The sequence below is a fragment of the Streptomyces sp. WM6372 genome (assembly GCF_001279655.1).
Taxonomy (GTDB): domain Bacteria; phylum Actinomycetota; class Actinomycetes; order Streptomycetales; family Streptomycetaceae; genus Streptomyces.
This window is the reverse complement of the sequence record NZ_LGDB01000249.1, coordinates 74,052-97,248: the sequence shown is the minus strand read 5'-3', so window position 1 is coordinate 97,248 and position 23,197 is coordinate 74,052. Positions and strand designations below refer to the sequence as shown.

Genomic DNA, 23,197 nt, shown 5'->3' with positions numbered 1-23,197 from the left:
TGAGCCCGGTCAGGCCAGGGCGGTCCCGCCGTCGACGGTCACCACGGTGCCGGTGGCGTACGACTGCCGGAGCAGGTAGACGTACGCCTCGGCGACCTCCGCGACTTCGCCCACGCGGCCCAGCGGAAGGTTCGCCCCGGTCCGCTCGTACATCCGCTCGCGCTCGGCGGGTTCGATCCGCGACCAGAGCGGCGAGCGCACCACCCCCGCCGTTACGGCGTTCACCCGGATCGGGGCGAGTTCCACGGCCAGGGCCCTGACCAAGGCCTCGATGGCGCCGCAGATGCTCGCCGCGACGGCCCAGCCGGGCCCGGGCCGGCCGCTCGCGGTGCCGCTGGTGAGGACCACCGAGCCGCCCGGCCGCAGCAGGGGAGCGGCTGCGGCCACCGCGCCGAGGGCGCCGAAGTAGCGCAGGGCGAAGAACTCCCGCGCCGCATCGATGTCCAGCTCGTCCAGCCGCATCAGGGCGAGGGGTTCCCCGGCGGTGAACACCAGGTGGTCGAACGCACCCACCCGCCCGAAGACCGCGGAGATCCGCGCGGGGTCGCGCAGGTCCGCCACTTCGGCCGACGTACCGGCCGGGAGGGCGGCGAGCGCGCGGGCGGCGCTGTCAGTGCTGCTCGATACGGTGACCACCTGGGCGCCGTGCCGGGCGGCCAGCGAGGCGGTGGCGAGGCCGATGCCCGACGTGCCGCCGAGGATGACGACACGGCGGCCGGAAAGTGAAGTGCTCATGGAAGACCTTCTCGGTGCTGGGAACGGACGGGTGGGGCCTCCGGTGGCCCTTCCGATGCTGCCCCCTGCCCCGGGGCGGCGTCCAAGACCTGTGCGGCCTGCTGTCATACCCTCCGGGTATCACCGGGTGGGCCGGGGCCGGACGGTCATCTCGGGTATAACCACGGGGTGGACGTCGATCTGAGGAAGCTCCGGTACTTCGTGGCCGTGGCCGGGGAACTGCACTTCGGGCGCGCCGCGGAGCGGCTGCACATCGCGCAGCCGGTGCTGTCGCGGCAGATCCGGGCCCTGGAGAAGGAGCTGAGGGCGCAGCTGTTCCGCCGGGACCGCAGGACCACCGAGCTGACCGCCGCGGGCAGCCGGCTCCTGGAGGACGCGCCGGCCCTGCTGGCCGCGGCCGAGGCGGTGCGTCGGCGCGTCGCGGAGGCGGCGGGCGGGCAACTCCGCTTCACGGTGGGGTTCATGCCGGGCGTGACCGTCACCGCGGCCGTACGAGCCATGGCGGCGCGCCATCCCGACCTTTCCGTGGACGTCGTCCGCACCTCGTGGGACGAGCAGTCTCAGGTGGTGCTCGACGGCCGGGTGGACGTCTGCTTCGTCCGCATGCCCGTCGACCGGCAGGGCCTGCGGCTGCGGCCGCTGTTCGCGTAACCGAGGGTCGCGGTGCTCCCGGCCGACCACCGCCTGGCGGGCAAGGCGTCCGTGGGCATCGCGGAACTCGCCGCGGAGCGGCTGCTGCAGGATCCGGACGCGGTACCCGAGTGGCGGGACCTGCCGGAGCGGCCCGCGGAGCAACGGCGTTCGCGCCCGCGCCCGGTGGCGAACACGGTCGAGGAGAAACTGGAATACGTGGCCGCGGGGGAGGGGATCTTGGTCCTGCCCTTGTCGGTCGTGACCTTCTACACCCGCCCCGACGTGGTCCACCTACCGATCGAGGACATCGCGGACAGCCAGGTCTGCCTCGCGTGGAGCGCGGGCCGTTCATCGCAACTCGTCAGGGATTTCGTCGAATCGGCCGCGGCCGCCCTCACCGCGTGAAAGGGGCTCGCAGCGGTCTCCGGTGATCCAGTACGGTCCGGGGCATGTTCATAGTCACCGTTGCCTACACGGCACCGCTCGAAGACGTGGAACCCTGGAGGCCGGCCCACGGGGACTGGCTGAAACAGCAGATCTCACGCCGGACGCTCCTGGTGGCCGGGCGGCAGAAGTCACTGGCCGGTGGCGTGTACCTCGCCCCCGGGATGCCCGCCGAAGAACTCGACCGTCTCCTCGCCACCGATCCCTACGTCGTCAACGGCGTCGCCGACCACACCGTGACCGAGTTCGCCCCGCACCTGGTCGTACCCGGACTGGAGGCCCTCACGTCCTACGAGTGAGCCGCGGCCGGTGCCGGTTGACATGCGCCCGGCCGTGCCGGACCCGCTACGGCTCGACGTCGCCCGCCGTCGGCACGCACAGCACCGGCACCGGCGACAGGTGCAGCAGCTTGTGCGGGGTGGAGCCCAGCAGGGCGCCGCGGATCGGGCTGTCCCCCCAGCTGCCGACGATGATGACCCGCGCCCGGTGGCGTTCCGCGGCGTCGAGCAGGGCCTGGGCCGGTTTCTCGTCGACCACCTCGACCGTCGACGGGACGCCGGCCTCGTCGGCGGCCTCGACGGCGCGGGCCAGGGCGCTGCGCCCCGCCTGGCGGACGGCTTCCCGGTGGGCCCGGTACTCCTCCCCGGCGGCGCCGGGCGCGGCGGCGCCGTAGACGAGGACGAGCGGCTCGCCGAAGGCGGTGGCGACCTCGAGCGCCACGTGCAGGGCCCGCTCCGCGCCGGGCGACTCGTCGTACCCCAGGACCACGGACATCAGGGGCTCCTCTTGCCGTGGACGAGTGCCGGGTCGACCACGCCCCGCCGCTCCCGCCAGAACCTGCCGTCATGCACCCGCCAGAAGCACATGATCAGCACGCCGACCACGGCGATCCCGATCCCGATCACCAGCGGCGGGCCGAGACCGAACCAGGAGACCCCGCCGGCCGAGTTCTCCGGCTTCGACATGTCGCTGATCGACTCCTCCAGCAGCCAGGCCAGCAGGCCCGCCCCGACCACCGGCCCGAGGCCGATCAGCAGGAAGTTGTGCAGGTTCTCCATCAGGTGGCGGCGGTAGTAGACGGCGCAAGCCACCCCGGTCAGCGCGTAGTAGAAGGCGATGAGCAGGGACAGCGCCGTGAGCGAGTCCAGGAGGGCGTTCTCGCTGATCTGGTTGACGGCGAGGTACCAGGCGATGGCGATGGCGGCGACCCACCAGGTACTCACGTCCGGGGTCCGGAACCGCGGGTGGATGTGCGCGAGGGGCGGCGGCAGCGCGTGCCGGCGGGCCATCGACAGCGCCGTCCGGGAGGCCGGGATGATCGTGGTCTGGGTCGAGGCCAGGGCGGACGTGCAGACGGCGAGGAGCACGACCCAGTCCCAGCCGCCCATCACCTCGTGCGCGAGCACGGCGAAGATGGCCTCCTCCTCGCCCGCGTTCGCCGCGAGGAACGCGGTTCCGGCGTACGCGACGACGGCGAAGCCGACGGCCAGGTACGTCACCAGGAGCACCACGGTCGACCAGATTCCGGCCTTGCCCGGCGCGGTGGCGGAGTCCTTCACCTCCTCGGTGAGGTTCACCGCGGACTCCCAGCCCCAGTAGATGAACACGCCGAGCAGCAGACCGCCGGTGAGGGCGGCGCCGCCGGCACCGAAGGGGTTGAGCCAGGAGAGGGAGGGTTCGATGGAGTCGAGGGTGCTGGTCCCGGCGTACACGCGGTAGAAGGCGACGACCGCGAAGGCCAGGAGGAAGAAGACCTGGGCGAGGATGAGGACGTCCTGGAGGTGGGCCGACAGCTCGGTGCCGATGACGCAGATCGCCGTCATGGCGAGGATCACCACGACGGCGAGGGTCTGGCGGATCACCGGGTTCGCGGCCCAGCCGTCCAGGCCGGCGGCGAGCAGGCCGAATTGGACGGCGACGTCGGCCAGCGAGCCGATGACCAGGACGCCGGTCATCGTGATCGCCCAGCCACCGAGCCAGCCGGCCCAGGGGCCCATGGCCCGCGTCACCCACGAGAACGTCGTCCCGCAGTCCTGGTCGACCTTGTTGAGGTAGTAGAAGGCGGCGGCGATCAGCAGCATCGGGACGAACGACGCCAGCATCACGCCCGGTGCGTAGATCCCGACCAGCGCCACGATCGGCCCGATGACGGCGGCCAGCGAATAGGCGGGCGAGGTGGAGTTCAGGCCGATGACGAGCGCGTCGAGGAACCCGATCGCGTTGTGTTTGAGCTCCGCGTTCGGAATCTCCGCGCCTGCCGCGCCGCCGGCACTGTCCTGGGCCATGTACGCATCGTCATGCACCCCGCGGCGCCGCGCGAGGCGCGTGGTCTGTCCGGGGGCCCGGCCGGGGAGGGCCTCTTGCGCGTACCACCGCCGAGCCGCTTTGGTGACCGGGGCACGCCGGGCACCGGGGCACGGGGCACCGGGGCGGGCGGGCCGGGCGGGCGAGCACGGGAAGGCGGCAGGCGAACGCATGGCGGACACCCTCCAGACCGGCACGGAGGAGAGCGAGAACGACCTCCCGCGCAAGGCGAGCTGGCGGCACATCGGACCCGGCATCGTCGTCGCCGCGACCGGCGTGGGCGCCGGAGACCTCGTGGCCACGCTCATCGCGGGCAGCAAATTCGGCTACACCCTGTTGTGGGCGGCCGTGATCGGCTGCCTGGTCAAGATCTCCCTCGCGGAGGCCGCCGGCCGCTGGCACCTCGCCACCGGACGCACCCTCTTCGAGGGCTGGCGCAGCCTGGGCTCCTGGACGACGGTCTACTTCGCCGGGTACGTCGTCGTCTGGGGCTTCGTCTACGGCGCCGCCGCGATGTCCTCCAGCGCCCTCCCGCTCGCCGCCCTCTTCCCGGACACGATGGACCTCAAGGCCTGGGCCGTGCTGTGCGGGCTGGTGGGCCTGGTCTTCGTCTGGTTCAACCGGTACGCCGTCTTCGAGAAGGTCATGACCGTCCTGGTCGGCGTCATGTTCCTGGTCACCGTGTACCTCGCCATCCGGGTCACGCCGCACCTCGGCGCCGCCCTCGCCGGCCTCGCGCCCGTCCTCCCGGACGGTTCGCTGATCTACACGCTCGGCCTCATCGGCGGGGTCGGCGGCACGATCACGCTCGCCGCGTACGGGTACTGGGTCAACGCCAAGGGCTGGACGAACGCGGGCTGGATGAAGGTGATGCGCCTCGACAACCGGGTCGCGTACGTCACCACCGGCATCTTCGTCGTGGCCATGCTCTTCGTCGGCGCCGAGCTGCTGCACTCCTCCGGGGTGGCGATCGCGAAGGGCGACCGGGGGCTGCTCGACCTCACCGACATCCTGGCGGACCGCTACGGAACCGCGACCGCCAGGCTCTTCCTCGTCGGCTTCTTCGCGACGTCCTTCACCTCCCTGATCGGCGTGTGGCACGGGGTGAGCCTGATGTTCGCCGACTTCGTGACGAAGTACCGCCCCTCCCTGGCCCCGGCCGGCACGAGCCGCGAGAAGTCCCTCCCCTTCCGGGCCTACCTGCTCTGGCTCACCTTCCCGCCCATCAGCCTGCTCTTCCTCGACCAGCCGTTCGGGCTCGTCATCGTGTACGGGGTCATCGGCGCGTTCTTCATGCCGTTCCTGGCCCTCACCCTGCTGTGGCTGCTCAACAGCTCACGCACACCCGCCGACTGGCGCAACGGGCTGCTGAGCAACGTGATGCTGGCCGCCGCCGGACTGCTGTTCGTGGTGCTGTGCGTACAGCAGGTACGGGAGCTGCCCTGGTAGCGGGCGGATCGGGGCGATCAGAGGTGCGGCCCGGCCGACCGGTCGCCGAGCGGGCTGCGCCGGTACAGCACCTGCCGTCCGTCACGGGCCCGGGACACCAGGCCCGTGGCGTGCAGGACGCGCAGGTGCCGGGATACCGCACTCGGGGTGACCCCGAAACGGCGGGCGATCTCGACGGTGGGCAGCGGCTCGCCGAGGAGACCCGGCAACCGGGCCCGGGGCGCGCTCGACTCCGACACGCCGGCCGGGTCGGCTTCGGGCGTGCAGACGCCCCGGGAAGGCACCCGGCGGATCGGGGCTTCCCGGGGCGCTGTTGAGCACGCCTGCCGGTGGGTCAGTTCGTCTGGTAGACACCGAAGATGTCGACGACCAGGTCGATGTTGTCCCAGCCGCGGTTCCAGAAGTCGACGATGCCGTTGTTGCCCATGCCCGCCTGGACCAGGTTCGGGACGGTGTCGCCCCGCTTCCAGTTCAGGTTGGACGAGTTGGGCGGCGTCGGCCAGGTGTCCCAGCCGTTGTCGTAGGCGTACAGCGAGTTCGGGTCCGGGGACACCGTGAGGTAGCCGTCGCCCCGGGTGTTGGTGACCGTCGTGTTCAGCACGTACGCCGTGTTCTGCGGGCGCGAGCTGGACAGCGGCATGTAGATGTAGCCCTGGCCCTCCAGCTGGCCGTACGGCCAGTCCGCGGGGTCGCGGGTGTCGAGCAGCCGCTCCGGCAGGAACGGCAGGTAGGCGCCCTGGCTGTCCTTGCTGTAGTACCCGACCACGTCGACGATGACGTCGGCGCCCTTCCAGGCACCGTTGCGGATCTTGATCGAGCCGTCGGAGCCGACCGGCACGATGACCGAGTTGGCGATGGTCTGGCCACCGCGGAAGTTCAGGTTGGACGTGGTCGGGGCCGCCCCGCCGCTCGGGTAGACGGTCAGGTGGCCGTCCTCGCGCGGGTTGGTGACGGTCACGTTCAGCGCGACGGCCGTGGCGTCGTACGGGATGCCGTTCCGGCCGGTGATCTGGACCCCGGTGGTGCCCTGGCCGGCGAGCTGGCCCTGGCCCTCGCGGGTGTCGAGGAAGCGCGTGGGGTTCAGCGGGGTGTAGCCGCTGGAGGAGGTGCGGGTGAAGTAGCCCGTGATGTCGGCGATGAGGTCGACCGGCTCCCAGCCGCCGTTGTAGAGGTCGACGTAGCCGTTCTTGTTGACGGGCACGATGACGAGGTTCGGGACGGTCTGGCCGGCCGAGAAGTTGACGTTCGACGTGGTCGGACGGTCGCTGCCTTCGGGGAAGACGGTGACGTGGCCGCCGCTGGTGGTGTTGGTGGCGGTGACGTTCAGCACCACGGCGGTGACCCCGGCGGGGATCGCGCCGTTGCCGGAGATCTTGACCCGGGTGGTGGCGTAGGGGGCGACCTTGCCCTTCGTCGTGCCCGTGCCGTCCCGGGTGTCCAGGAGGCGGGTGGGCGCGTACGGGGTGAAGTCGGAGCCGGGCGTCACGACGGACAGCTCGTTGACGCCGCGCACACCGCTGCCGTCGGACAGGGTGACCTTGATCGTGTACGAGCCGATCTCCGGGTAGGAGTGCGCCTCGGTCGAGTTGGTCGGCCCGTTGGCACCGAAGGTGACGCTGGTGCCGTCCCCCCAGGCGACGTTGACCGACAGCGCGGTGCCCGGGTCGCTGACGACGGCGAGGTCCAGGCTGATGCCGCGGGCGCTGGTGCCCTTGGCGGTCAGGCCGACCGTCGGCTCCGCGGCGGCGCTGCCCTCGGCCTGCGCGGAGGCGCCGGCCTTGCCGTTGCCCTTGGCGGCGGACGGGGTGTGGACCGTACGCTCGGCAGGGCTCTTCACGGTGGTGAAGTTCGACGCCGCGACCTTGTTCAGGTCCACGTCGGGTGCGGAGACCCCGTGCGGGCCCGCGGCGCCGGGCGTGCCGGGAGCCGCCTGCGCCACGGCCGGTATGAGACCCACACTGGCTGCCACGACGGCAGCGGACATTACGAGTCGGCGATTGCGCACCGGCCCCCCCATGGTCGAAAAACGCTTGAACAGGTTCGAAAGCGTGCTCAGAGTACACAGCCGCAGGACGTTGACGACGGGGTCCCCCCTCGGATCGTCACCCGTCGCCCGCCGCGGGAAGAGCGCCTTCAGATGCTCGCCGCGATCACCCGGAAAATCAAGGAAATACCGCCGCCGACGCGTCCGTCAGGCGGACCCCGCTGTCGGAGCGTTTCCCCGGGCCAGTGGATCGGTGACGCCGCCCGGGGAGGCGAGGTGCTCGACGTCCCAGCCGTCCAGGGCGGCCGCGGAGCGGTACAGGGACCCGTAGAAATCGAGGACGGCCTGCCGGGGATGCGCGCCGTCGCGGACATCGTCGTAGTCGAGGGTGGCGAGGCGGCCGCTGCCCCGCTCGATCCAGTGCGCGGGCGACGGCCGCAGCGGCTGTCCGGCCAGCCCCGCCGGCTCCGGCGCGGCGTACGCGTAGAAGGCCGGCCGCGGGTAGTCGTCGTCGCCGAACCAGAAGCCGCAGCTGATGACCTCGCGCGAATAGGCTTCCCGGGTCACCGGGTCGACTTCAGCCCCCATCTCGACGGAGCGGTCGGAGAACCGGGTGACCGCGATGTCGTACGAGTGCCAGAACAGGTGTACCGGGCTGACCTTCCCGCAGAAACCGGCGGCGAACTCCTCCAGCACCAGGTTGACCTGGCTGAGCACCTGCCAGTGCCGGTTGACCCAGAACGGGTCGTAGGAGGTGTGCTCCGTGTCCTCGGCGAACGGCCGGTGCGCGTCGGACAGCGTGTACGGATGGGGGTGCGCGAGGGTCACCGCCACGCCGATCCGGTCCAGCGCGGCGAGCGTCTCACGGTAGAAGGACGCCACCGACTGCCCGAGGAGCGGGAACGAGGTGGTCGAGCCGTCGAGACAGGACACGGTCAACCAGTGGTCGACGAAATCGAAGTCGATCGTGAAGACCGGGTCGCCGTCGAACCCGCCCATCGGGCGGGTCGTGATACCCCGCCCCGTGACATGGAAGGGGACATTCCACCAGTGGTTGCGCCGTATGCTGCTCGCCAGCCGGATCTTGCCGACGATCTGCGCGAACCGGTGCAGCGTCTCCTTGGAGTCTCGCCACTCCGACAGCGGAATTGCCGGGAACAGGTCCACCGGGCATCCCCCAGCTCGTTGCCTCACGCCTCACGGCTCGTACACCGACATCTTGACCCCACCCGGCCTCCGCCCCGGGCGCGACCTGCGGACGGCGGACGAAGCGTCAGCCATGCGCTCGGGCAGGAGTGCCCGCAGCGGCCGGTGCGAGCAGGGCCAGGAGGGCGGCGGAGGCGTCGAGCAGGGCCCGGGAGCGCGCCGCGATGCCCGCTTCCCGGGCCTCCAGCGCCGCCTCGACGGTGTCCCGCCGGCGCCCGCTCCGCAGCTCGGGCAGCAAGGTACGGAGCGGATCCATCCGGTACCCGGCGCTGCGCAGCTGGTGGACGATCCGGGCATCGCGCACCTGCGCCGGTGAGTAGCGCCGGGTTCCCCGTCCGCCCCGCCGGTCGGGGACCACGAGCCCCTCCGCATCCCAGTGCCGCAAGGTCGAGGCGCGTACACCGAGGGCTGCGGCGAGCTCGGAGACGCCCATCGCGTCCGCCGGGCGTACGTCTGCGATCGGCTCGGCCGAGATCGCCGCGGCGGCCTCCCTGGCGAGCGCCAGCTCCGTGCGCTCCCGGTCGAGCCGGGCGTGTACCGCGTCGAGCCGTGCCAGCAGCTCGCCGACGGGACCCTCGTGAGCTGTGCGGACGATGTCCTTGGCCTCCACCGGTCCCGTACCGGCCGCCAGGGCCCGGTAGGCCAGCGCGGAGTTCAGGTGGACCTCCCCGTAGACCCGGTAGCCCGATGCGGTGCGCACCGCGGGCGGCAGCACGCCGTCGCGTTCGAGGTTGCGGATCTGCTGGACCGAGTACCCGCAGCGGCGTGCGACGTCAACCGTCCGCATCGGCACCGATTTGAGGGTGGGCACCCCTCACCCCCTGTGTCCGGAGCACATTGCGGCTGGAAGTCTCCACAACCACTTTAATGAAACGCTTGCAGACATGACCATCGACGAGATCATCGACTTCATGGGCGGACTCGAAGGGGTCCTGGCCGTCAGGCCGGCACCCGGCGACGGATCACCCGAGATCAGCTGGGGGGACACGTTCTTCTACCACGCGCCCGACGGCACGGCTCCGACCACGGCCCAGCCCTTCGCGACGATCGTGACCAAGGACTATCCGGGCGACGCGTCGTCGCGACTCGACCGGCCGGACGCGTTCCGCATAAACGTCGCCGCCGGGAGGGAGGAGTTCGTCCGCCGGACGGGCCGTGCACCGCAGGACCCGGCCGGCGGAGAGGATCCCGGTGCCACCGACACGGTCATGGCACACCCCGTCTACGGCTCCGCCGGATGGCTCGCCGTGGTCGACCCCGGCCCGCGGACGGATGAGACCCTCTGCGAACTGCTGCGCCACGCCCACCGCCTGGCGCGTGCGCGCCACGAGCGGCGCCGGGGCCGGTGACCCTACGCAGGGGCCGCGCGAAGGGGCCGCGCGAAGGGGCGCCCGGGCCCGGCGACAGCCGTTGAGACGGCTGCCGACCGGCCCGGACGCCACGATCGCAACGATCGGAACGGTCAGACGAGGTCGAACCGGTCCAGGTCCATGACCTTGCCCCACGCGGCGACGAAGTCCTTCACGAACTTCTCCTTCGCGTCATCGCTCGCGTAGACCTCCGCGAGCGCGCGCAGCTCGGAGTTCGACCCGAAGACGAGGTCGGCCCGGGTTCCGGTCCACTTCACCTCGCCGGTGGTGACGTCGCGGCCCTCGAAGGTGTTCGCGTCCCCGGCCGTGGCCTTCCAGGTCGTACCCAGGTCGAGCAGGTTGGCGAAGAAGTCGTTCGTCAGCGACTCGGGGGTCGCGGTGAACACGCCGTACGAGGACTGCTGGTGGTTCGCGCCCAGGACGCGGAGGCCGCCGACGAGGACCGTCATCTCGGGGGCGCTCAGCGTCAGCAGGTTCGCCCGGTCGACCAGCAGGTACTCGGCCGGCAGCCGGTTGCCCTTCCCCTGGTAGTTGCGGAAGCCGTCGGCGACCGGCTCGAGCGCGGCGAACGACTCCACGTCCGTCTGCTCCTGCGACGCGTCCGCGCGGCCCGGGGTGAAGGGGACCTCGACGTCGAAGCCGGCGTTCTTGGCGGCCTGTTCGACGGCCGCGCCGCCCGCGAGGACGATCAGGTCGGCGATCGAGACCTGCTTTCCGCCGCTCTGCGCCGAGTTGAAGGACTCCCGGATCCCCTCCAGCGTACGGAGCACCGTCGCCAGCTGGTCGGGGTTGTTGACCTCCCAGCCGGCCTGCGGCTGGAGGCGGATGCGCGCGCCGTTCGCGCCGCCGCGCTTGTCGCTGCCGCGGAAGGACGAGGCCGAGGCCCAGGCGACGGAGACGAGCTCGGAGACCGACAGATCCGAGGCCAGGACCTGGCTCTTCAGCGAGGCGATGTCGTCGGCGTCGACGAGCGCGTGCGTCACGGCGGGGAGCGGGTCCTGCCACAGGAGCGTCTCGGACGGGACCTCCGGGCCGAGGTAGCGCACGATCGGGCCCATGTCGCGGTGGGTCAGCTTGAACCACGCGCGGGCGAACGCGTCCGCGAACTCGGCGGGGTTCTCCAGGAAGCGGCGCGAGATCTGCTCGTAGGCCGGGTCCACGCGGAGTGAGAGGTCGGTCGTCAGCATCGTCGGCGCGTGGGTCTTCGACGCGTCGTGGGCGTCGGGGACGGTGCCCGCTCCGGCGCCCTCCTTCGGCCGCCACTGGTTCGCGCCGGCGGGGCTCTGGAACAGCTCCCACTCGTACCCGAAGAGGATCTGGAAGAAGCTGTTGTCCCAGGCGGTCGGGGTGTCCGTCCAGATGCCCTCAAGGCCGCTGGTGATCGCGTCGGCGCCCTTTCCGGTGCCGAACGTGTTGCTCCAGCCGAGACCCTGCAGTTCGATCGGGGCGCCCTCGGGGTCGGCGCCGACGTTCTCCGCCGGGCCCGCGCCGTGGGTCTTGCCGAAGGTGTGGCCGCCGGCGATCAGGGCGACGGTCTCCTCGTCGTTCATCGCCATCCGGCGGAACGTCTCGCGGATGTCGCGGGCGGCGGCGAGCGGGTCGGGGTTGCCGTTCGGACCCTCGGGGTTGACGTAGATGAGGCCCATCTGGACCGCGCCGAGCGGGCTCTCCAGCTCACGGTCGCCGGTGTAGCGCTCGTCGCCGAGCCACGTGGTCTCGGGACCCCAGTACACGTCCTCGTCGGGCTCCCAGACGTCCGCGCGGCCGCCGGCGAAGCCGAACGTCTCGAAGCCCATCGACTCCAGGGCGACGTTGCCGGTGAGGATCATGAGGTCGGCCCAGGAGATGCTCCGGCCGTACTTCTTCTTGACCGGCCACAGCAGTCGGCGGGCCTTGTCGAGGTTTCCGTTGTCCGGCCAGCTGTTGAGGGGCGCGAAGCGCTGCTGACCGGCGCCGGCGCCGCCGCGGCCGTCGCTGATCCGGTAGGTGCCGGCGCTGTGCCACGCCATGCGGACCATGAAGGGGCCGTAGTGGCCGAAGTCGGCGGGCCACCAGTCCTGCGAGGTCGTCAGTACCTCGGCTATGTCCCGCTTGACCGAGGGGAGGTCGAGCGTCTTGAACGCCTCGGCGTAGTCGAACTCCTCGCCCATGGGGTTGGCCACGGCGGGGTTCTTGGCGAGGATCTTGAGGTTGAGACGCTCGGGCCACCACTGGCGGTTGCCGCCACCCTGAGTCGGGTGCGCGGCGCGCTCGTGCGCGACGGGACAGCCGCCTCCGGCCTCCGTCTTCGCGTCTACGGCGTTTGCATCATGGTTCTCAGACATGGGAATCCTTCCAAACCGGGCGGATCACGCTGCTAAGGAAAGGGAGTTGCTGCGGAAGCGTTGTACGGGCGTGGCTGCGGTGAGGGTTGGCTGCCGACCGAACCGATCCTACGATGGACACAATCCAAGTCAAGAAGAGCACCAGTTGCATATCTGATAGGGATCCGGACACTTTCCTGAACTCCGGGCATCCCGCCTGACCTGATGGGGTGAACCGACATGAGTGACCTGCTGGAACGACTGCGGGCGCGCGGCTGGCGGCTGACCTCCCAGCGGCGTGTCGTCGCGGAGGTGCTCGACGGGGAGCACGTACACCTCACGGCCGACGAGGTGCACGCCCGTGCGGTGGAGCGGCTGCCCGAGATCTCGCGGGCGACCGTCTACAACGCCCTGGGCGAGCTGGTCACGCTCGGAGAGGTCGTCGAGCTGTCAACGGACGGCCGCGCCAAGCGCTACGACCCCAACGCCCGCCATCCCCACCACCACCTGGTCTGCTCCCGCTGCGGCACCATCCGCGACGTCCACCCGACGGGCGACCTGATGACGGGACTCGCGGCGGACGAACGGTTCGGCTTCACGGTGTCGAAGGTCGAGGTCACGTACCGCGGCCTGTGCCCGTCGTGCGCCGGCCAGGCGGCTTGACGCAGGTTGCCGCTGCCCCCGTGCCGACGGGGGCCGGCAGCGGCTACTCGTGCTGGGGCAGGTGGGCCTTGGCGTCCTCGTAGGTTCCCTGGCCGGCGGACTCGGCGGGAGCGTAGAAGAGATTGAGGACGCCGGTCCGGAAGACCTCGCAGGAGAGCAGCTTCAGCGGCATCGGAGCCTCACCCTCCTCGAACAGCCGCAGGCCGTTGCGGACGGCGATCGGGTGCTCCAGCAGGTTCAGCTCGTCCAGCAGCCCGGCGGCGAGCAGCTGCCGGACGACGGAGACCGAGCCGCTCATCCAGACGGGGCCGGTGCCCGGCTCGTTCCTCAGGGCGCTCACCGCCTCGATGAGATCGCCGACGATCCGTTCGGAGTTCCGCCAGGTGAGCGTGGACCGCCGGTTCGACGCGACGATCTTGCGGGCGTCGCCGAGCACCTTCGCGAAGGGGGCGTCCTCCCCGCCGGCCGCCTCCCGGTCGGGCCATGCCCCGGCGAAGCTGTCGTACGTCCTGCGGCCGAGGAGCAACGTGTCGGCCGCGCCGAGCGTGGCGTCGACGGCCGCCCCCATCTCCTCGTTGAAGTAGGGGAAGTGCCACTGGTCGGGTGCCTCGACGACCCCGTCGAGTGACATGAACAGCTGAGCCTTGATCTTCCTCATGCCGGCCCTCCACAGGGGGCGTCTCCGTTCGGTCCGTACCTCCAGTGGACAATGCGGACCGCCCGACCGCAGCCCGTACGCGATGTCCCGCTGGCGTTCTGGCGTTCTGGCGGTCAGGCCGTCTGGCGGAAGGAGCGGACGGTGGGCGACTTGGCCAGGGCCCGGGACATCCGCACCAGACCCGAAGGGCTGTTCGGCGAGGTCAGGACCGGGCTCGCGGCCTCCGGCCCGGCGTCCTCCGGCGCACTCCGCGCGCGGCCCCAGAGGACGACGGCCGTCGCCAGAGCGACCGCGTCGGCCACGGCGGCGGCCTCGTCGGCGGGACGGCCCGCCTCCAGTTCCGCCCGGAGCGCCCTCTCCCGTATCCCGGCGCGCAGGTAGGGGCTGACCGTGAGGATCCCGTCGTGGATGTCCGACTCGCGCTGCGTCAACCGGATCTCGATGGGCGTCCACGGCCCGCCGGCCAGCGTGATGCTGTGCCGTGTCGCCCCCCGCAGTTCCCGCGACAACGGGCGGAGCTGGGAGTACCGGCGCCACATGGACCACTGGCTCATGACGTGCTGGGAGAGGAGCGGCAGGACGAACCCGGTCGCGATCAGGAGCGCGGAGACGGAGGCGAGGGATGGAGCGATCTCCGTGCTGAGGACGTCCCAGTCGACGTCCGCCCAGCGAGCGCCGATCGCGCTGAACTTCGCGACGTCGTAGAGGAGGTTCAGTACGTACCCGAAGGCGATCAGCCCCAGCCCCGCGCGCAGCGCGCCGTGGACCTCGCGCGCCCACCGCCGGCACAGGAACGTCATGGTGACCGCCGCCGTGGTGTGCGCCGCGAGGTAGAGGAGGATCATCTCCCCGATGTACGGCGTGCACGCGTAGTACGTGTCGAGGTCGCGCAGGCGCTCGACGGGGGCCTCGCCGAGCGCGAAGAGCACGTTGATGGCCGCGATCACCGCGAGGGTCACGAGGTTGCACACGCGGGACCACCGGCGGGTCCGCTCCGCGTCCTGCGGGCCGCTGCTCCAGCGGAAGATGAGCACGATGTTGGCCCCGGAGAAGGCCGTGAGCAGCGAGAACACGAGCGGTGCGGCGGCGTTCGGGACTCCCGTGAGCCTGTTCACCGCGACGAGGGTGGGCATCGCGGTGAAGCCGAACACGGCGGTGGCCAGGACGAGGAGGACCAGGACGGACCGCAGGAGTTCGTCGCGGGGGTTGCGCCACAGGGCGGGGAGCTTGAGGCCCGCTGCCGCGAGCAGCAGGGCTCCGGGCAGGTAGAAGCCCAGTCCGTTCGAGTCGTTCACGCCGTGCCCTGCTGTTGGTGCTGGTGTTCTTCGTGCATGGTCGGGCTCAGCGACCGGTGGTGTCGAGGTGCCGGTACAGGGCCTCGTGCCCTTCGGCGGTGGGATGGACACCGTCCACGAGCAGCTCGGGCCTCCCGCGCAGCGGCTCCCACATGTCGACGAAGTCGACGTGGTGTTCGTCGCACCAGGAGCGCGTCGACTCGCGCAGCGCCCGTACGCGGGCCTGCGTGAAGCGCAGGCCCTCGTAGTCGCCGGTGCGCGTTTCGTCGATCCATGTCGGTCCCAGGACGACGAGCCGCGCATTGTGGCCCAGGGCGGTGGCGGCCAGCGGGCCGAGTCGGTCCGCGATGTACGCCGGCCCGTCGTACGCGGCCTGCGGGGAGTGCGGGGAGTGCGGGGAGGCGAGCGGCACGGCGGAGTCGTTGATTCCGGCGGCGACGAGGAGCGTGTCGGGCAGGCGGGGAGCCAGCAGTGCGGGCATCTGCTCGCGGACATCGGTGAGGAAGCTGCCCGGTATCGCCAGGTTGAAGAAGCGGTGTGTGGATTCGTTCCCCGCGATGTGGGCGGCCGCGAGGTGGCCCGCCCACCCTCCGCGCGGGTCGCAGCGCCCGTACGCGATGCTGTCGCCCACGACGAGGATCCGCTGGGCCGAGCGCAGCGGGTCCGCGTCGAGGTAGGCCCAGGCACTCTCCCCGGACGTGAGGACCACCCGTCGGCGGGCGTAGTCGTCGACTTCGTACGCGTCGGCCGCGGCCAGGTCCTGGTCGGTGAGGTGCAGGACGGCGCCCTCGACGGCGGAGCCCAGCGCGCGCTCCAGGATCAGGTGCACGTCGAGCCCGCTGGCGGCGATCACGTCCGGGTCGGTGATCGGGAGGGGCCGGGTGGTGTAGCCGGCCAGCGATGCCGCGGACGTGGGTACGGCGCGCCCGAAGAGAGCGGTTTGTACCTGCTCGTCCATGAGTGTGCCGAAGGTGAACAGGGAGTGGGGGCGTGATTCGGACACTGGGAGCCGCGTGGCCTTTCTTGAAATGATTGATCAACTCACCCTAACGGCCGCCCCCGACGCCCCGGAACGGACCCCGCACCGCACGACGATGGACGAGAACCTCCCCGCTACGTTGGGGGCATGAGCGACAGGACCCCGCTGGGAGAGTTTCTGAGGGCGCGGCGCGAGGGGATCAAGCCGCACGAGGCCGGCTTGCCCGCGCACGGTCGCCGGCGGGTGCCGGGGCTGCGGCGGGAGGAGGTCGCGCTGCTCGCGGGCGTGAGCCCCGACTACTACATGCGGCTGGAACAAGGCCGCGAGACCAGCCCGTCGCCGCAGGTCATCGACGCGATCGCCGCCGCCCTGCGGCTCGACCGCGAGGCGCACGAGCACCTGCGCCGACTGCCCCGGGCCCCGCACCCGCGCGGCGGCGCTCCCACCGGTGGACAGGACCGGGTCAGCCCGCAGCTCCGGCGGCTGCTCGACGGCTGGCCCGACACCCCCGCCTTCGTGCTGGGACCGTCCCTGGACGTCCTGGCGTACAACGCCCTCGCCGCCGCCGTGCACAGCGGGTTCCGGCGCTTCGACAACCTGGCCCGCATGGTCTTCCTCGACCCGGCCGGGCGCGACTTCCACCAGGACTGGGCCCGGGCCGCACACTCCTGCGTGTCCGAGATCCGCGCCGCCTACGGACACGATCCCGATGACCCGCGGATCACCGAGGTCGTCGAGACGCTCCGCGCGCAGAGCCCGGAATTCGCCGAACTGTGGTCACGGCACGAGGTGAAGGGCAAGACCCGGCAGGAAAAGGTCCTCGTGCACCCGGAAGCCGGCGCCCTGGAGCTCCGGTTCTCGGCCTTTACCGTGAACGACGCCCCGCACCAGCAGCTGGTCGTCTACCAGGCCGAGCCGGCCAGCGCCACCGCGGCCGCCCTCGCGGAGCTCCGTTCCCGCAGCGAGGCCCGCGGATCGTGGGTGGGTGTCCCGCACCCGGGATGACGGCGGCCTGGTTCGGTGCCCGGACCGCGGCGAGGCTGGTGGTCCGGCGGCCCCGGGCGCCCGCCCCGCGCCGCTCCCACCACCGCCCCGTCCGGCGTACGGAAAGAAGCCCCCATGACCGTCCACGACACCACCACCAGCGGCGCCGCCCTCGCGCGGATCCGGCGTCGCCCCGCCGACCGGCGGCGCATCCTGTTCACCGGCGCGACCCTCGTCACCATGGACCCCGGTCTCGGCGTCATCGACCGCGGCGAACTCCTCGTCGAGGGCGACACGATCACCGCCGTCGGCCACGACCTGAACGTCGACGACGCCGTCGTCATCGACTGCACGGGCGCGATCCTCAGCCCCGGCTTCGTCGACACCCACCGGCACGCCTGGCAGGCCCCGCTGCGCCGGATCATGCCGGACGTCGACGACCTGGGCGGCTACGTCATGTCCACCCTGGCCGGCCACGCCACCGTCTACCGGCCCCAGGACATGTACGTCGGAACCCGGCTGGCCGCCCTCACCGCGATCGACAGCGGCATCACCACGATGCTCGACTTCTCCCACAACTCCCGCAGCCGCGAGCACTCCGACGCCGCGATCCGCGCCCTCCTCGACACCGGAATCCGCGGCGTACACGCCTCCATGGGACCGCACTTCGGCACCTGGGACCGGCAGTGGCCGGGAGACCTGACCCGCATCAAGGACACGTACTTCGCCGGCGACGACCAACTGCTCACCCTGCGCCTGGCGGCCCTGGCCACCGACGAGATCGCCGGTCCCGCGCTCGCCTACGGCCCGGAACTCGCACGCATCGCCCAGGACCTGGGCATCGGCGTGAGCGTCGACGCCGTCTTCGGCACGACATCCTCCGAGGCGGTGCTGCGCTGGGCCAAGGAGGGCATCCTCGGCCCCGACGTCACCCTCATCCACGCCACAGGGCTCACCCCCGAGGCCTGGACGGCCATGGGGGAGACCGGCACCACCGTGGCGCTCGCCCCCACCTCCGACGCCCAGATCGGCCTGGAGACCGCGATTCCCGCCGTCGACGAGGCCCTGTCTGCCGGTATCCGCCCGGGCCTCAGCATCGACGTCGAAGTAGCCCTGGCCGGCGACATGTTCACGCAGATGCGCACCCTGCACGCCATCCAGCGGATGCGAGCCGTGAACGCCGCCTACGGGACCGACCGGCAGCCCTCCCGCATCACCACGCACGACGTCCTGGACTTCGCCACCCTTCAGGGTGCCCGCACCAACGGACTCGCCGCCGTCACCGGCTCCCTCACCCCGGGCAAGAAGGCGGACCTGCTGGTCATCCAGGCCGAGGACCTCAACAACATGCCGCTCAACGACCCGATCGGCACCGTCGTGCTGGGCTCCGACGCGCGCAACATCAGCGCCGTCCTGGTCAACGGGGAACCCCGCAAGTGGAACGGGCAGGTCCTGGACGTCGACCTGCCCGCGCTGCGCCGTGAGGTCCGCGCCACGCGCGACCACGTGCTGAACGCCCCCTCGCCGGGGTCACGTTCGTGACCGATGGCTGCCCTTTGCCGCAACTCACATGCCATCATGTCGAGTTGTGGCTGAGGGGGAGGCTATGGCGAATACCGCGATCCGCGTGCGCCTCACGCAGGGGGCGAGCGAGAGCGACATCGGGGCGCTGAAGGCGTGGCTCGAACGGGAGCAGAAGCTCGAAGAGCTCAGGAACAGCGGCATGCTGGAGATCCACGAACGCGCGGGGACGGAGGACGGGCCCGCCAGCCCGATGGGAGCCGGCATGGACATCATGCTGGTGCTGATCGGCGCCGCCGCCCCGAGGTTATTCGACGTGGTGTTCGAGCAGGTCAAGAGCGGGGTCCGCGCGTGGCGCGAGAACCGCCGCTCCGTGGAACGGGGCGAACCACCAGAGGTCGAGGTCGCACCGGGCGGCGACGGGAGATAGCCCGTGGCGCGCTTCGACCCGCGTGGGAAAATCAACCGGGCGCTGCTCGTCGGAGTCCCCGGCTACGACTTCAAACAGCCGGAGCACTCCGTCGGCGTGCCGGGCGATCTCCCGGCGGTCGCACACAACCTCACCGGACTCGAACGGGCGTTGCGCGCCGGCGGGATCTTCGCCGGGGACGGGATCACCGTCGCCCGGCCGGGCACCGTGGACGAGTTCGACCGGCACCTGGACACCGCCGTCGACGCGGCCGAAGGGCTGCTCCTGCTCTACTTCTCCGGCCACGGAGCCGTGCCCAGCACCGGTGACGAGCTGTGGCTGCTGTTGCGGCGGGCGACGATCGTGGCCGGCACCGAGTCCGTGTTCCGGGGCGCCGTGCCCTGGAAGAGCGTCCTCACCGTGCTGTCCCGGGCGAAGGCGGAGCGGGTGGTCGTCATCCTCGACTGCTGCTACGCGGGCAACGCCTCCGCGGCATGGGACGCGCTCGGCACCGCCCAGCGGCAGCGGACCTCGCTGCTGATGAGCGTCCAGGCCAACAACCGCATCGACGCCGGCGCCGGCGGCGCCCCCACGCCGTTCACCGCGCAGCTCGTACGCCTCCTGGAGGAGGGCGAGGTCGGCTTCGACGACCTGGCCGACCGGCTCAGGGCCCACATGTCCGCGCACCACACGACGCTGCGCGAGCCCCCCGAGCCGTGGGAACCGCAGAGCCGTTCGGCCACCTCCGGAGCCGACGTACTGCTCGCGGCCCCTCCCGTCCAGCCCGGCCCGCCCCCAACCCAGACCCCACCCCTGCCCCCGCCGGTGCCCTTCGCCGAGCCGAACGGGACCGGCGGCCGGCAGTCTTCGCCGCAGTCGGGGGGATCAGCGGGCGGCTTGCGGCCTCCCGACCGAAGACCTGGCTGGCTCCTGCCCCTCACCGGCCGCCGCAGGCTCGCGGCCTTCATCGGCGTGCCCGCGGCGCTCGTCGGCCTGGTCACCACCTGCCTGTCCGTCCTGGACGGCGACGGGGCACCCTGTAAGCCGCCGCTCGAACTCCGCCTGCTCACCGACCCCGATCTCGAACCCACCCTCCGCAAAGCGGCGGAGGCGTACCTGACGTCGAACGCGAACAGGACGGGAGACGGCTGCAGGGGCAGCGGCATCACGGTCTACAGCGCCGGGGCCGCTGCCACCGTCGCCGCGTTCAACCGGCAGTCCGACCCGTGGCAGCGGCCGACGGGCGACGACAACAACCCGCAGCGCGACATCGGCCCGCAGCCGGACATCTGGATCCCGGCCTCGTTCGCGAGCGTCGACCGGGCCCGCCTCACGTCCGCCGAGCGGACCTACGTCACCCTGGAGGCCGATCCCGAGCCGTTCGCGTACTCGCCGGTGGTGCTCGCCGTGCCGCAGAACCTGGCCGCGGAGCCGGCCGCCGAGCGGGTGGGGAGCCTCGCGGCCTTGACGGAAGCGATCAGGAACCGCGACGCGACGGCAGAAGTGCGCCGCACCGACCCGGAGAACACGGACGCCGGCCTCCTCGCGACGATCGGCCTGTACGGGGGCGGTGCGGGGGGCCAGGGCGCGGCCTCCTCCGAACACGGTGTGGCCCAGGCGGGACCGCCCTCGCGCACCGGCGCCGAGCTGCTGTGCACGCTGCCCGACGACGGCGCGGTCGACAAGCGCACCACGGCCCTGGTCCCGGAGTTCCTGCTGAAGACCGCAGTGGGCTGCGCAAGTGCGACGCGGACCGGGCGGATGGCCGAGTATCCCGTCGACGTCCCGGGCCTGAGCCCGACGTTCGTACGGGCGCGCTGGCGGGGCGCCGACCGGGACAAGGCGGCGCGAGACGGCGCCGTGGAGCGGTTCCGTACCTGGCTCACCGGCGAAGGGGGCAAGGCGGCGCCCGGGTCCGCACCCTCGGGCGGACTCGCCGTATTCGCACAGGACGGCTTCAGAAGCGGATCGGGCGGCCACCGGCCCCTCGGCGGCACCGACTTCGGAGCCCTGGCCGACCCCGGTCTCCTCCCCGGCCCAGCCCTCCCTGCCTCGATGACCGAGGCGCTCAAGCGCTACCGCGAAGCCAACGGGCCCGGTCGGGTGCTCTTCCTGCTCGACTCGTCCGGATCCATGGGCGGCCTGTGGGAGGGCCCCGGCGGCGCACCCGGCATCATCGTCCAGTCCCTCGCCGGCCTCGGCGGCCAGGACGAATACGGGGTCTGGGGCGTGGCCGCCGACGCGGGCAGCCCCCGCCCGTACGGCGAAGTGCTGTCCTTCGGCAAGCACGAGCGCGACCAGGCACAGCGTACGGTCGCCGCTTCGGCGCAGGTCAAGGACCTGGAAGCCAACCCCTACCAGGCACTGGTCGCAGCCCTGGATTTCATGGCCCAGCGAGGTACCGACTTCCACCGCCCGCAGTTGATCGTCTACATCACGGACGACGAGGACAACAACCGGCTGACCGAGGACGGCCGGCTGAACGGGCTGCTCGCCTCGGCGCGCGCGGGGAAGGTACCGGTGGTCATGGCCTCCCTGGACAGCGGCGGATGCGACAAGGGCAAACCGGATGCGGCCATCTCCGAGGCGAGCGGCGGCCGTTGCCTGGACACCAAGGGGGATCTCGTCGCCCGGCTGCGGGACGAGGTCGCCAGGACCGGAACGGGGGACGAGGGATGAGCCGAGGACGCGTACGGCGCGGCGTGTCCGCCATGCTCCTCTCGCTGCTGCTCGCCGCAGGATGCGACGCGGGCGGCGCCGGCGACCCCGGCGGCGGGCAGTCGGCCGCCGCGGGCACCGCCGACGTCCCGGGCGAGATCGTGCTGGCCAGCGGCCGGGACGTGACCGGCAAGGGCGGCATCCGCCAGCAGCTCATCGCGGAGTGGAACCGGCAGCAGGAGGCCAAGGGCTCCGTCTTCCGGGCCCGTCTGGTCGAGCTGCCGGGCTCGGCCGACCAGCAGCGCAGCCAGCTGCTCGGAGCGCTGCAGTCCGGCAGCGCCGAGTACGACGTGGTCAACCTCGACGTCACCTGGGTCCCGGAGTTCGCGGCGGCGGGCCTCGTCCAGCAGCTTCCCGACCAGCTGGTCGACTCCGACGTCATCAAGTCCGTGGCCGACACGGCCCGTTGGGCGGACAAGCTGTATGCCGTCCCCTTCAACAGCGACGTCGGGCTGCTCTTCTACCGCCGCGACTACCTGGCGGGCGCAGGCGTCACGAACACCGATCTCGGCAAGGGCACCGGCTGGCCTGCCGTCCAGCGGATGATCGCCGCGCTCGACGCCGCCGGCAAGAAGCTGCCCGGCCCCTACGCGAAGGGCTGGACCTCACAGCTCGACGCGTCCTACGAAGGCCTCACCGTCAACGGCATCGAGGCCTTCGCCTCCGCCACCGACGGATTCGCCCTCACCGACAAGGACGGCCGCTACGCCGGCTCCGTGGCCGATCTGCAGGCGGGGCTGGACGAGCTGCGCAACCGCACCCAGGCCGCGTACACGCTGCCGGACGCCGTCCACTCCGACGAGGCGGACACGCTCACCGACTTCGCGGACGGCCGTACGGGCTTCCTCCGCCACTGGCCGTACGCGTACCGCACGCTCCACCAGTCCCTGTCCGAACAGCAGCTCGGCGTGGCCCCACTGCCGGGGAAGGCGGTGCTGGGCGGCCAGAACCTGGCCGTGGCCCGGGGCTCGCAGCGGAGCGCCATCGCGCGGCAGCTGGTCGGCTTCCTCACCGGCCGGGACAGCGAACGCTGCCTGCTCGACGCGGGGTTCGCGGCCACCAGGCTCTCCGCGTACGAGGACAACGGCCTCAGCTGCAAGGCGGCCAAACCCTCCGGCCAGGCCACGGCGTCCCAGACGGGCGAGCGCACCGACCGGATGCCGCGGGACGCGAGCGGCCGCCCCGCCTACGCCCGCGGCACCCTGCTGCCGGCCCTGGAGAACGCCGTCCAGCGGCCGCGCACCCCCCTCTACGGCGCCTTCAGCCAGACGTTCACCGCCCAACTGTCCCGGCTCCAGAGCGACAAGCCACCCTCCGACGCCCAACTCGCCAAGGACCTGGACGCAGAGCTGAAAAGGGCTCTGCCAACACGCTGACCCGCGGTCCCGAACGGTGCGGCGCCCTCCCGTCGGCGACTGCCCACCATGCTCTGCCCGCCACGCTCTGCCCGCCCAGCGCCGTCCCGAAGACCTCCACTCGCCCCACGGAAGCCCCGGACATAGGCTGGCCTTACCGAAGGCGGTCATGGTCCGCCGATCAGAC

20 protein-coding genes and 1 pseudogene are annotated in these 23,197 nt (G+C 71.6%); 10 read left to right on the top strand and 11 right to left on the bottom strand.

Going from position 1 to position 23,197, the window contains the following annotated elements; genetic code table 11:
- Positions 1-9 precede the first annotated feature (9 nt).
- Positions 10-735 (bottom strand): SDR family oxidoreductase, encoded by a 726-nt coding sequence (locus ADK52_RS37805; protein ID WP_053694361.1) that lies wholly within the window; start codon positions 733-735, stop codon positions 10-12.
- Positions 736-903: 168 nt separating this feature from the next.
- Between ADK52_RS37805 and ADK52_RS42790 the strand changes: the two are divergent.
- Positions 904-1,773, top strand: a pseudogene (locus tag ADK52_RS42790) (LysR family transcriptional regulator).
- 44 nt (positions 1,774-1,817) lie between these two features.
- Positions 1,818-2,111 (top strand): YciI family protein, encoded by a 294-nt coding sequence (locus tag ADK52_RS37795; protein WP_053694360.1) that lies wholly within the window; start codon positions 1,818-1,820, stop codon positions 2,109-2,111.
- A 46-nt stretch (positions 2,112-2,157) separates the two neighbouring features.
- On the opposite strand, the gene ADK52_RS37790 is transcribed toward ADK52_RS37795, so the two are convergent.
- Positions 2,158-2,586, bottom strand: a complete 429-nt coding sequence (locus ADK52_RS37790) for a universal stress protein (RefSeq protein WP_053694359.1) — start codon at positions 2,584-2,586, stop codon at positions 2,158-2,160.
- Complete coding sequence (locus ADK52_RS37785) at positions 2,586-4,097, bottom strand: APC family permease (protein ID WP_053694358.1); 1,512 nt, start codon at positions 4,095-4,097, stop codon at positions 2,586-2,588. Before ADK52_RS37785 ends, ADK52_RS37790 begins: the two co-directional genes overlap by 1 nt.
- A 190-nt stretch (positions 4,098-4,287) precedes the next feature.
- On the opposite strand from ADK52_RS37785, the gene ADK52_RS37780 reads away from it, so the two are divergent.
- On the top strand, positions 4,288-5,565 hold the full coding sequence (locus ADK52_RS37780) for an Nramp family divalent metal transporter (protein WP_053694357.1): 1,278 nt from the start codon (positions 4,288-4,290) through the stop codon (positions 5,563-5,565).
- 17 nt (positions 5,566-5,582) lie between these two features.
- Here ADK52_RS37780 and ADK52_RS37775 read toward each other — a convergent pair whose 3' ends face one another.
- The 4 genes from ADK52_RS37775 to ADK52_RS37760 all read right to left on the bottom strand — a co-directional run bounded on the left by ADK52_RS37775 (position 5,583) and on the right by ADK52_RS37760 (position 9,542).
- Entirely contained in the window at positions 5,583-5,849 is a 267-nt protein-coding gene (locus tag ADK52_RS37775) for an ArsR/SmtB family transcription factor (protein WP_053694356.1), read from the bottom strand.
- Between the two features lie 50 nt (positions 5,850-5,899).
- Positions 5,900-7,534, bottom strand: a complete 1,635-nt coding sequence (locus ADK52_RS39385; RefSeq protein ID WP_147419976.1) for a hypothetical protein — start codon at positions 7,532-7,534, stop codon at positions 5,900-5,902.
- Between the two features lie 222 nt (positions 7,535-7,756).
- Positions 7,757-8,716 (bottom strand): DUF5996 family protein, encoded by a 960-nt coding sequence (locus tag ADK52_RS37765; protein WP_053694355.1) that lies wholly within the window; start codon positions 8,714-8,716, stop codon positions 7,757-7,759.
- A gap of 106 nt (positions 8,717-8,822) precedes the next feature.
- Complete coding sequence (locus ADK52_RS37760) at positions 8,823-9,542, bottom strand: MerR family transcriptional regulator (protein ID WP_053694432.1); 720 nt, start codon at positions 9,540-9,542, stop codon at positions 8,823-8,825.
- Between the two features lie 97 nt (positions 9,543-9,639).
- Here ADK52_RS37760 and ADK52_RS37755 point away from each other — a divergent pair, with 97 nt between their 5' ends.
- Complete coding sequence (locus ADK52_RS37755) at positions 9,640-10,104, top strand: DUF6194 family protein (protein WP_053694354.1); 465 nt, start codon at positions 9,640-9,642, stop codon at positions 10,102-10,104.
- Positions 10,105-10,217: 113 nt separating this feature from the next.
- Here ADK52_RS37755 and katG read toward each other — a convergent pair whose 3' ends face one another.
- Positions 10,218-12,449 (bottom strand): catalase/peroxidase HPI, encoded by a 2,232-nt coding sequence (gene katG, locus ADK52_RS37750; RefSeq protein ID WP_053694353.1) that lies wholly within the window; start codon positions 12,447-12,449, stop codon positions 10,218-10,220.
- A 219-nt stretch (positions 12,450-12,668) separates the two neighbouring features.
- Here katG and ADK52_RS37745 point away from each other — a divergent pair, with 219 nt between their 5' ends.
- Positions 12,669-13,091: a Fur family transcriptional regulator gene (locus ADK52_RS37745; RefSeq protein WP_053694352.1), complete on the top strand. Its 423-nt coding sequence runs from the start codon at positions 12,669-12,671 to the stop codon at positions 13,089-13,091.
- 43 nt (positions 13,092-13,134) lie between these two features.
- On the opposite strand, the gene ADK52_RS37740 is transcribed toward ADK52_RS37745, so the two are convergent.
- The 3 genes from ADK52_RS37740 to ADK52_RS37730 all read right to left on the bottom strand — a co-directional run bounded on the left by ADK52_RS37740 (position 13,135) and on the right by ADK52_RS37730 (position 16,047).
- On the bottom strand, positions 13,135-13,749 hold the full coding sequence (locus tag ADK52_RS37740; RefSeq protein ID WP_053694351.1) for a dihydrofolate reductase family protein: 615 nt from the start codon (positions 13,747-13,749) through the stop codon (positions 13,135-13,137).
- 113 nt (positions 13,750-13,862) lie between these two features.
- Complete coding sequence (locus ADK52_RS37735) at positions 13,863-15,044, bottom strand: MAB_1171c family putative transporter (RefSeq protein WP_053694350.1); 1,182 nt, start codon at positions 15,042-15,044, stop codon at positions 13,863-13,865.
- A gap of 46 nt (positions 15,045-15,090) precedes the next feature.
- Positions 15,091-16,047 carry a GDSL-type esterase/lipase family protein gene (locus ADK52_RS37730; RefSeq protein ID WP_053694349.1) on the bottom strand — a complete coding sequence of 319 codons (957 nt, stop codon included), beginning with the start codon at positions 16,045-16,047 and terminating at the stop codon, positions 15,091-15,093.
- 123 nt (positions 16,048-16,170) lie between these two features.
- On the opposite strand from ADK52_RS37730, the gene ADK52_RS37725 reads away from it, so the two are divergent.
- From ADK52_RS37725 to ADK52_RS37705, 5 genes are all read left to right on the top strand, one after another.
- A complete protein-coding gene (locus ADK52_RS37725; protein WP_053694348.1) occupies positions 16,171-17,028 on the top strand; it encodes a helix-turn-helix transcriptional regulator in 858 nt (285 codons plus the stop codon).
- 114 nt (positions 17,029-17,142) lie between these two features.
- A complete protein-coding gene (locus ADK52_RS37720; protein ID WP_053694347.1) occupies positions 17,143-18,549 on the top strand; it encodes an amidohydrolase family protein in 1,407 nt (468 codons plus the stop codon).
- 64 nt (positions 18,550-18,613) lie between these two features.
- Positions 18,614-18,958 carry a hypothetical protein gene (locus ADK52_RS37715; RefSeq protein ID WP_053694346.1) on the top strand — a complete coding sequence of 115 codons (345 nt, stop codon included), beginning with the start codon at positions 18,614-18,616 and terminating at the stop codon, positions 18,956-18,958.
- A gap of 3 nt (positions 18,959-18,961) precedes the next feature.
- Positions 18,962-21,616 carry a vWA domain-containing protein gene (locus ADK52_RS37710; RefSeq protein WP_053694345.1) on the top strand — a complete coding sequence of 885 codons (2,655 nt, stop codon included), beginning with the start codon at positions 18,962-18,964 and terminating at the stop codon, positions 21,614-21,616.
- Positions 21,613-23,031: an extracellular solute-binding protein gene (locus ADK52_RS37705; RefSeq protein WP_053694344.1), complete on the top strand. Its 1,419-nt coding sequence runs from the start codon at positions 21,613-21,615 to the stop codon at positions 23,029-23,031. Before ADK52_RS37710 ends, ADK52_RS37705 begins: the two co-directional genes overlap by 4 nt.
- Positions 23,032-23,197: the final 166 nt, after the last annotated feature.